Source organism: Streptomyces sp. NPDC047072 (genome assembly GCF_040643855.1).
Lineage (GTDB): Bacteria > Actinomycetota > Actinomycetes > Streptomycetales > Streptomycetaceae > Streptomyces.
Genome location: NZ_JBEYVC010000280.1, coordinates 1 through 8,618, shown reverse-complemented (window position 1 = coordinate 8,618; position 8,618 = coordinate 1). Strand labels below are relative to the sequence as shown.

7 protein-coding genes and 1 pseudogene are annotated in these 8,618 nt (G+C 70.4%); 1 reads left to right on the top strand and 7 read right to left on the bottom strand.

Going from position 1 to position 8,618, the window contains the following annotated elements:
* The 5 genes from ABZ896_RS50720 to ABZ896_RS50700 all read right to left on the bottom strand — a co-directional run.
* The coding region (locus ABZ896_RS50720; RefSeq protein WP_360945646.1) for a glycosyltransferase family 2 protein at positions 1-867 on the bottom strand (867 nt) is incomplete at its 3' end.
* Positions 864-1,685 carry a glycosyltransferase family 2 protein gene (locus tag ABZ896_RS50715; protein ID WP_360945643.1) on the bottom strand — a complete coding sequence of 274 codons (822 nt, stop codon included), beginning with the start codon at positions 1,683-1,685 and terminating at the stop codon, positions 864-866. The genes ABZ896_RS50720 and ABZ896_RS50715, both read right to left, overlap by 4 nt.
* Positions 1,686-2,031: 346 nt before the next feature.
* Positions 2,032-3,156, bottom strand: coding sequence for a GNAT family N-acetyltransferase (locus ABZ896_RS50710; RefSeq protein ID WP_360945640.1), 1,125 nt, complete (start codon positions 3,154-3,156; stop codon positions 2,032-2,034).
* Between the two features lies 1 nt (position 3,157).
* Positions 3,158-3,553, bottom strand: coding sequence for a hypothetical protein (locus tag ABZ896_RS50705; RefSeq protein ID WP_360945637.1), 396 nt, complete (start codon positions 3,551-3,553; stop codon positions 3,158-3,160).
* A 146-nt stretch (positions 3,554-3,699) separates the two neighbouring features.
* A complete protein-coding gene (locus tag ABZ896_RS50700) occupies positions 3,700-4,911 on the bottom strand; it encodes a S8 family peptidase (RefSeq protein WP_360945634.1) in 1,212 nt (403 codons plus the stop codon).
* A 277-nt stretch (positions 4,912-5,188) separates the two neighbouring features.
* Between ABZ896_RS50700 and ABZ896_RS50695 the strand changes: the two genes are divergently transcribed.
* Entirely contained in the window at positions 5,189-5,983 is a 795-nt protein-coding gene (locus ABZ896_RS50695; protein WP_360945631.1) for an SGNH/GDSL hydrolase family protein, read from the top strand.
* Positions 5,984-5,989: 6 nt separating this feature from the next.
* Here the strand turns inward: ABZ896_RS50695 and ABZ896_RS50690 are convergent, their stop codons facing one another.
* Together ABZ896_RS50690 and ABZ896_RS50685 are read right to left on the bottom strand one after the other, a co-directional pair.
* Positions 5,990-7,588 (bottom strand): protein kinase, encoded by a 1,599-nt coding sequence (locus tag ABZ896_RS50690; RefSeq protein WP_360945628.1) that lies wholly within the window; start codon positions 7,586-7,588, stop codon positions 5,990-5,992.
* A gap of 54 nt (positions 7,589-7,642) precedes the next feature.
* Positions 7,643-8,618: pseudogene (locus ABZ896_RS50685) on the bottom strand (nickel transporter); the annotation flags it as partial.

Below are 8,618 nucleotides of genomic sequence, written 5' to 3'. Positions count from 1 at the left end.
GGAGGAGCTGCTGGACGGCCCGGAGGTGACCGCGTCCCGCAGCCCGCGCGCCACCCCCGACGGCAGGACCCGGGTGGTGTACCGGCGCTCCGACTCAAGTCCCTTGTCGGCGCCGACACTTCGGGCCACCAGCGCCTTGGACAGCCCCTCGGCGTAGGTGCGCGTGCGGAAGTAGGCGAAGTGCTCGCGCGCCTCGGGCACCCGGTGGTGGATCACCGCCCGGTCGTCGATCAGGAGCACCGCGTCCGGTCTGGCCCGGGTGAGCCGGATGCACAGCTCCGTCTCCTCGCAGCCCAGCGGCCGCTTGTCGCCGTCTCGTCCGATGCCGGTGGCGAAGCCGCCCGCCGCGTCGAACGCGCTGCGCCGGAAGGAGGCGTTGCCGCCGAGGACGTTGCGCACCCGGACCACCCCGGCGGGGATGCCCCGGTAGGTGCAGCCCACCACCCAGTCGAACTCCTCCGGGAACCAGGCGGGGCGGCGGCCCGACGCCCAGATCGGGACCGTACGGCCGCCGACGGCCATCACCCGCGGATCGGCGTACCCCGCGGCGAAGTGGCGCAGCCAGTCGCGCTCGGCGACGGCGTCGTCGTCGAGGAAGGCGATCACCTCGCCGCGCGCGGCGGCGATCCCGGTGTTGCGCCCGGCGGACAGGCCGCGGGGGCCCGCGTTGGCGAACACGCGAACCTCTTCGACTTCCTTGTACTCCTTGGTCAACCGGTCCAGGAGCGCCGGATTGTGGTCGACGACCAGCAGCGTCTCCAGGGCCGGCCGGGACTGCGTCCGCACCGAGGCCACCGCCGCGAGGATGTCCTCCCAGCGGTCCTCGGTGTAGACGCAGATCACGACGGAGAAGTCGGGATCGCTCAAGACACCTCTCCCCGCGCGGTCTCCAGCATCGGGGAGTGGTGGGTCTGGCGGCGCAGCTCGCGCCGGTTCGACCGCTCACCGAGGATCACCTTGAGCACCCGGAAACCGTCCCGGACGGCCCGCAGATTGCTGGCGCCGTGGATGCGCAGATACTCGTAGCTCGGTATCTCCTGCACCTTCAGCCCCGCCTTGACCACCCGGATGTTCATCAGGGTCTCCACCTCGAAGCCCGTGCAGTCGAGGTCGATCTTGTCGAGGCAGTGCCGCCAGAACGCGTTGTAGCCGTAGCACAGGTCGGTGTAGCGGGCGCCGAACTTGCGGTTGACGACCGTGCACAGCGCCCAGTTGCCGAGCTTGCGGATGAAGGTCATGTCGTCGGTGCCGCCGCCGTTGGCGAAGCGCGAACCCTTGGCGAAGTCCGCGCCCGAGACGAGGGCGGAGACATAGCTGACGATCTCGTTGCCGTCGGCCGAGCCGTCGGCGTCGATCATGACGACGATGTCACCGGTGCAGGCCTCGAAGCCGGTGATCAGCGCGTCCCCCTTGCCCCTGCCGCGCTGCCGTACGACCTTCACCTCCGGCCACAGCTCCCGGGCCACCGCGACGGTGTCGTCGGTGGAGTTGCCGTCCACCAGGACCACTTCGTGGATCCAGTCGGGCAGGGTCTTGAAGACGTACGGGAGATTCTCCGCCTCGTTCATGGCGGGGATGACGACACTCACCGGTGGCGCTATCGCCAGATGGGTGGAGATCGGCCGGTACTGGCTGGCTGCTTGCGCATCCTGGCCCGTAGTCGGCGGGCGCAGAACTGAACTCATGAGTCTGGTTCCCTCTCGTCCGGTGGACCCTCCGCCCCTGGACGGTCCGCTTCGGTGCTCCGGTTCGAAAGGGGGGTATCTCACTCATGGCATGCCGGACGAAGGTCTCCCCGGAGCGTGAGTGAGCTGGCAAAGCTGGCCGACCGCCGCCGAAGAACGACAGCCGGTCGCGCGGCACGACTCGATCACCCAGAACGCGATCACCGAGCACCCCCCTACCGCGCCCCGCCCCGGTCCGTCGCGGTCCTGAGCCCTCCCCTGGAGCCGCTTGGTGACCGACCGATGCGGGTGAGATGTACGACGGTATTGACGATTGAACCCGTATGGCAAGACCTGGAACGAGGCCTCACGTTTTTGTTGGTTTGACCGTTACAGTCGCGCGAGAGCGTATTCGGCCCATCTTCTTGAGCAGCCTGTCGGCGGGCTCGAACAGCTCCGGACGTGACGTGACGGTGTTGCGCAGTGCCCGCACCGGAACCCGGCGGACGCGGTGTCCGACCGCGACCGGGTGCCGGCGGGTCACCCACCCTTCCGACACGGTCAACTCCCGTGTCTTCAGGGAGTCTTTGTACTCCTTGTGGCCCCGGCCGAGGTCGAGGTGCGCGACGCCGTCGGCGGCGGCCGCCTCGGCCATGCGCAGATGCAGGATCAGCCCCGGAGAGTACTTCGCGTACGCCGGGTCGTACGCCGGGAACCAGCACGCGAGGATCCGCTCGGTGCGCAGCCCGAAGTGGGCGGCGACCGGTTTGCCGTCCGCGTACAGCACGGACAGGATCCCGGCGAACGGCTCGGAACGGGTGTGGAACAGCTGCTCCACGAGCCGGGCGATCCAGGGGTGCGCGAAGCGGTCGCTGCGGCCGGTCCTGCGGTACTGCGCGGACTTCCACTCCATCAGGGTGCGCAGGGCGGCGGGATCGCGCTCGTCGTGGACGTAGCGCACGGCGCTCGCGGTACGGCCGAGGCGGCGCTCCTTGGCGAGAGTGGTCCGGGTGAACTTGGGTGAACGTTCCCGCAGTTCGGCCAGATACGTGTCGTACCCCTGGTCCACGTCCATGACCGGCGAGGGGAAGGTGGCCGAGACGCCGGCCTCGAACAGCCCCTGTCCGCCCACGAGATGGTCGAACTCCCAGACCGCGAGCCCGCAGGCGCGCAGCAACTCCCGGGTGTCCAGGGCGAGTCCGGGCCGGTGCACCAGGCCCTGCGCGTCCGAGACGCCGAGGCCGACCGCGCGGCCCACTCCGGCGGCCGTCCGCTGGAAGGGCAGGAAGGCGGCGGGCTCGCCGTTCGGATCGCGGACCACGGCGATCCGCACGCCCCGCCTGACCCGGCCCACCGCCAGCGCGAACTCGGGGGACAGGAAGGGGTTCGCCAGCTCCGGCGCACCGTGCAGATGGGCCTTGGACTGCATCGTCGTCCACGCCGCCCGGTCGGCGGCGGTCAGCTCGCCGGGACGGTACACGCTGATGTCCACGTCAGATGTCCCGGCCCTTCGCACCGCGCCGCCGCCGCACCAGCACCGCCAGGAGGAGCAGGCAGCTGATGACGGTCACCGCGATCACACCGCCGCGCGCCGACCAGCGGTGCGTGGCCAGCATGCCCTGCGCCACCAGCATGTTGAGCGCGACCGAGCCGGCCACGGCGGCCACCAGCCGGCCGTAGGGATCGAGACCGCGCAGGGCGGCGGCGATCGCGGCGGCGGGTGCCGCGAGCAGGAAGAAGAGAACGAGCGGGGCGCGCAGCGGCGAGTGCGAGCCGGTGAGCGCGAGGAGTGCGCCGAAGGCCGCCACGGCGGTCGCGGCGCCGGCGAGCAGAGGCGTGACCTCACCGCTCGACGGCCTTGAGGATGTCCGGATACGTGTGATGTGCATGGGCGACGTTTCCCCCCAGAAAGCGCCTGATGCCGGGCTTCAATGTCGCTCAGTGTTGTACGAGCCGTCAAGACGAACTGGTATGGACTTGGACATGGGTGTTCCCCGGAGGCGCAAAGCATCTCCGGGGAACGGATGTGCGGTTGCTACGGGACGAGCCTCAGGAGCTTGTTGGGCGAGCCGGTGCCGGCGCTGGTGACCACGTTGGACGTGGCGCCGTTGACCAGGGCCGAGGCGACCGTGGCGGGCGTCGCCGAGGTGTGGCTCGCCAGGTAGACCGCGGCCGCGCCCGCGACGTGCGGGGTCGCCATCGAGGTGCCGGAGATGGTGTTCGTCGCGGTGTCGCTGGTGTACCAGCCCGCCGTGATGGAGGAGCCGGGCGCGAAGATGTCCAGCGTGGAGCCGTAGTTGGAGTAGCTGGCCTTGGCGTCCGTGCTGGTGGTGGCGCCGACCGTGATCGCCGTGGCGACGCGGGCCGGGGAGTACGAGGAGGCGTTGGCGGAGCTGTTGCCCGCCGCGACCGCGTAAGTGACGCCGCTCGCGATGGAGTTGGCGACCGCGGTGTCCAGCGAGGTGGAGGCGGAGCCGCCGAGCGACATGTTGGCGACCGCCGGGGTGGTGTGGTTGTTGGTCACCCAGTTGATGCCCGCGATCACACCGGCCGTGGTGCCCGAGCCGCTGTTGTCGAGCACCCGGACCGCCACGATGTTCGCCTTCTTGGCGACACCGTAGGTGGTACCCGCGATCGTGGTGGCCACATGGGTGCCGTGGCCGTTGCCGTCGGAGGCGGTGGTGTCGCCGTCGACCGCGTCGTAGCCGTAGGTGGCACGGCCCGAGATCTGGGTGTGGGTGATGCGCACGCCGGTGTCGATGACGTACACGGTCACGCCACTGCCCGCGCTGTCCGGGTAGGCGTACGTCCCGGAGAGCGGAAGCGCGGCCTGGTCGATGCGGTCGAGGCCCCAGGGGGCGCTGGACTGCGTGGTGTCGGCCAGCTTGACGGTCTGGTTCTGCTCGACGGTGGCCACGGCAGGGTCGGCCGCGAGTCTCTTCGCCTCGGTCGCGGAGAGCGTGGCCGAGTAGCCGTTGAGCACGGTGCCGAAGGTCTTGTCGACCTTGCCGCCGTACTCCTCGACCAGGTTCTTGCCGGCGCTCGAGCTCGCCTTGAAGCCGGCGGAGCCGCTCTTGAGCGTGACGATGTAGCTGTCCTTGATCGCCGTGGGGGAGTCGGCGGCAAGGACCTTGCCCTCGGCGGGGGCGGCCTGAGCCGGGAGGGCGGTGAACCCGCCCACGAGGGCGGCGGTCGCCAGGCTGGTTATCGCGGCGAACCGGAGCTTCTTGCTACGCAGTTGTGCCATTACGAGGGAGTCCTCCTCATAGGCGACGCGCGGCTGGGTCGGCCGCGCGTCCGTGGGGGGTGTGCGCGAGCACGCGCACACGACCTGGAGCGTCGCGTTCCGCTCCCGGCTGAGGTAAAGGGTGGACCAACTACCTGCGTAGATCAAGGGAGTTGAGCGGTAGTCAACAAATCTGTCATGCGCATGAAATCAAACGTGCCTTTGGCATGGACACTTCCCGTTGATGCGCGTAGTTGGTACGACGGTGGTGGCAGAGATCCTGCTAAAGGGAGGTTCCATGAGACGTTCCCGACTTGCCGCTTACGTCAGCTCACTCCTCCTCGCCACCGTCGCCGTCCTCACCCAGGCCGGCCCGGCCCAGGCCGCAACGGGCCCCTATGTGGCCCTCGGCGACTCCTACTCCTCGGGAGTCGGCGCGGGCAGCTACATCGGCTCCAGCGGCGACTGCAAACGCAGCACGAAGGCCTACCCCTACCTCTGGGCGGCCGCCAACTCACCCTCGTCCTTCAGTTTTACGGCGTGCTCGGGCGCTCGTACGGGTGACGTTCTGGCCAATCAGCTGACCCCACTCACCTCGGCCACCGCACTCGTCTCCATCTCGGTCGGAGGCAACGACGCCGGCTTCTCCGACGTCATGACGACCTGTGTGCTCCAGTCCGACAGCTCCTGCCTCTCCCGCATCAACACCGCGCGGGCGTACGTCGACTCGACGCTGCCCGCCCAACTCGACAACGTCTACTCGGCGATCAGCGGCCGGGCCCCCAACGCCCGTGTCGTGGTGCTCGGTTACCCCCGCTTCTACAAGCTCGGCACCACCTGCGTCGGCCTCTCCGAGACCAAGCGGAAGGCCATCAACGACGCGGCGGACTACCTCGACACGGCCATCGCCAAGCGCGCCGCGGACCACGGCTTCGCCTGGGCCGACGTCCGGGGGAATTTCACCGGCCACGAGCTCTGCTCCGGCAGCGCCTGGCTGCACAGCCTGAACCTGCTCAACATCGGCGAGTCGTACCACCCGACCGCGTCGGGCCAGTCCGGCGGCTACCTGCCGGTGTTCCGCAACGCGGCCTGACCTCGGTCAGGGAGACACCGTGGGGGAGGCCTCGCCCGTAGGGGACGAGGTCTCCCCCACACAAGTAAGGGAGAACGGCACCGAGTTGGACGTCTCCTGGACCGGGTCGCGGACCTCCACGCTGATGACGTCCTGGAACGTCCCGCTGTCGTCCTCCGTGGTGATGAACCGCCGGTCCTGCTGCGACTTTCCGCCACCGGCCGGGAACGTCATCGTCTTCCAGTCGCCGTTCACCGAGCCGTTCTTCGACACCCAGCGGTAGGTCACCGTCGCCGGGAGCCGGCTCACCGTCAGCGTGGCCGTGAAGGTCGGAGCCGCGGACCTGTCCGGCGGACAGCTGCCGGAGTAGTCGGTGTTCGAACCGGTCAGCGAGGCGTCCACCGACTGCGCCGGGGGCGCGCTGCTCCTGCTCTCCTCCTGACTCGGCGTCGGGGTCTCCTCGCCCGACTCCTCGGTCCCGGTGTCGGTCGGTGTCGGTGAACTCGCCACCGGGTTGGTGTCCTTGGCGGTCTGCCCGTCGTTGTCGCCGCCTCTGTTCAGCAGGGCGTACGTCAGCCCGGCGACGGCCAGCGCGATGGCGAGGACGCCGATGATCAGCACGATGCCGGCGTGCCGGTTGCGGTCGGGCTCCCGGTCGGCCGTCGGCGACGTCGGTGACGTGGGGGCGGTGGGGTACGACGGAGCGGGCTGGTACGCCGTGGGCGGCGGCTCCTGGGGGAAGGGGGCCGCGACCGTGGGGGCGTACGGCGCCGCCGGCACCGTGTCCGCGCGGGGCGTGCCTCCCGCCGCGACGATCCGCAGCTCCTGCTCGGCCCGGTCGGCCGGCAGCCGCTCGGCCGGGTCCTTGCGCAGCAGCCCCTCGATCACCGGGGCGAGCGGACCGACCCGATGCGGCGGCGGCAGCTCCTCGTCCACGATCGCGCGCAGGGTGCTGAGCGGGGTGGTCTGCCGGAACGGGGAGTTGCCCTCGACGGCCGCGTACAGCAGCACGCCCAGCGACCACAGGTCGGACTCCGGGCCCGGAGTGCGGCCCAGCGCCCGCTCCGGGGCGAGGAACTCGGGGGAACCGATGACCTCGCCGGTCATCGTCAGCGCGGAACTGCCCTCGACCTGCGCGATGCCGAAGTCGGTGAGCACCACACGGCCCTCGTTCGACATCAGCACGTTGGCCGGTTTCACATCCCGGTGCAACACCCCGGCCTCATGGGCGGCCCGCAGCGCGGAGAGCACCTCGGCGCCGATGTACGCGGCCCGCTGCGGGGCCAGGGGGCCCTCGGTGTCCAGCAGGTCGGCCAGGGAGATACCGCGCACCAGCTCCATGACGATCCACGGGCGGCCGTCCTGGGTGGCCACGTCGTACACGGTCACCACATTGCGGTTCGCCACCCGGGCCGCCGCCCAGGCCTCCCGCTCCAGACGGGCGTAGAGCCGCTCGACCTCCTGCGAGGGCAGTCCGTGCGGCGCGCGTACCTCCTTGACGGCCACCTCGCGGTGCAGCACCTCGTCGCGGGCGCGCCAGACCGTCCCCATGCCGCCCTCGCCGAGCGGCGACAGGAGACGGTAGCGGTCCGCGATCACCCGTTCACTGCCCGGTTCTTCGGACACGGGCGTCCCCCTTCGCACTCCGCCGACTTCGCATGATTTCTTCACAAAAGTAGCTCAGCCGAGTGCGGATGCCGCCCCCTTGAGCACCAAACCCGCCCCGAGCGCCACGACGACCAACGCCGACATCAGAGGTGCGGTCCTGCGCACCAGAGCGGTCAGCGGGCTCGCCGCGAGCCGGGGGCGCCGGTCCAGCACCCGCGTCACTCCGCTGCCCAGCCTGACCACGGCGAAACCGGCGGCGGTCAGGGTGAGGGCGAGTCCGACGCCGTACGCGACGACGAGCAGGAGGCCGAACCAGGCCTGCCCGAGCGCGGCCGCGCCGACGAGGACGACGACGGCGGAGGGGCTGGGGACCAGGCCACCGGCGAAGCCGAGGAGGATCGTGCCGCGGACGGTGGGGGCGACGGCGTGCGTGTGGGTGAAGCCGCCGTGGGTGTGTTCGAGGGTGTGGGGGTGGTCGTGGGTGTGGGGGTGCGGGTGGTCGTGGTCATGACTGTGGCCGTGATCATGGCTGTGGCCATGGTCGTGATCGTGGCTGTGGTCATGGGGGTGGTGGGTGTGTGCGTGGGCGCGGGGTGCGGTGGTGGCCGCGGCGGGTTCCGCGTGGGCCGCGACCAGGACCAGGGGACGTTCCTCGGTCTCTTCATGTGTGTGCTCGTGTTCGTGGTCATGCCGGTGCTCGTCCGTGTGCCTACGGCTGCGCAGCGCTCGGCGCAGCAATGTCACGCCCGCCCCCGTCACCAGGACCCCGCTCGCGATGCCCAGCCAGGCGATCACCGAGGGGGCCGCCGCCGAACCCGCGGTGACCAGGAGACCCAGGGCGACCACGCCCAGCGTGTGGGTGACCGTCACCGACGCGGCGAGCGGCAGGACGTCCTTCATCCGGGCCTTGCCGCCGCGCGCCGCGGCCACCGCCGCCATCAGGGTCTTGCCGTGGCCCGGCGCGAGCGCGTGCATCGCGCCGAGGAAGACCGCGATCAGCAGGGCGAGCGCGGCGAAGCCGACGGTGAGGTCGTGGCGGGCGACCAGG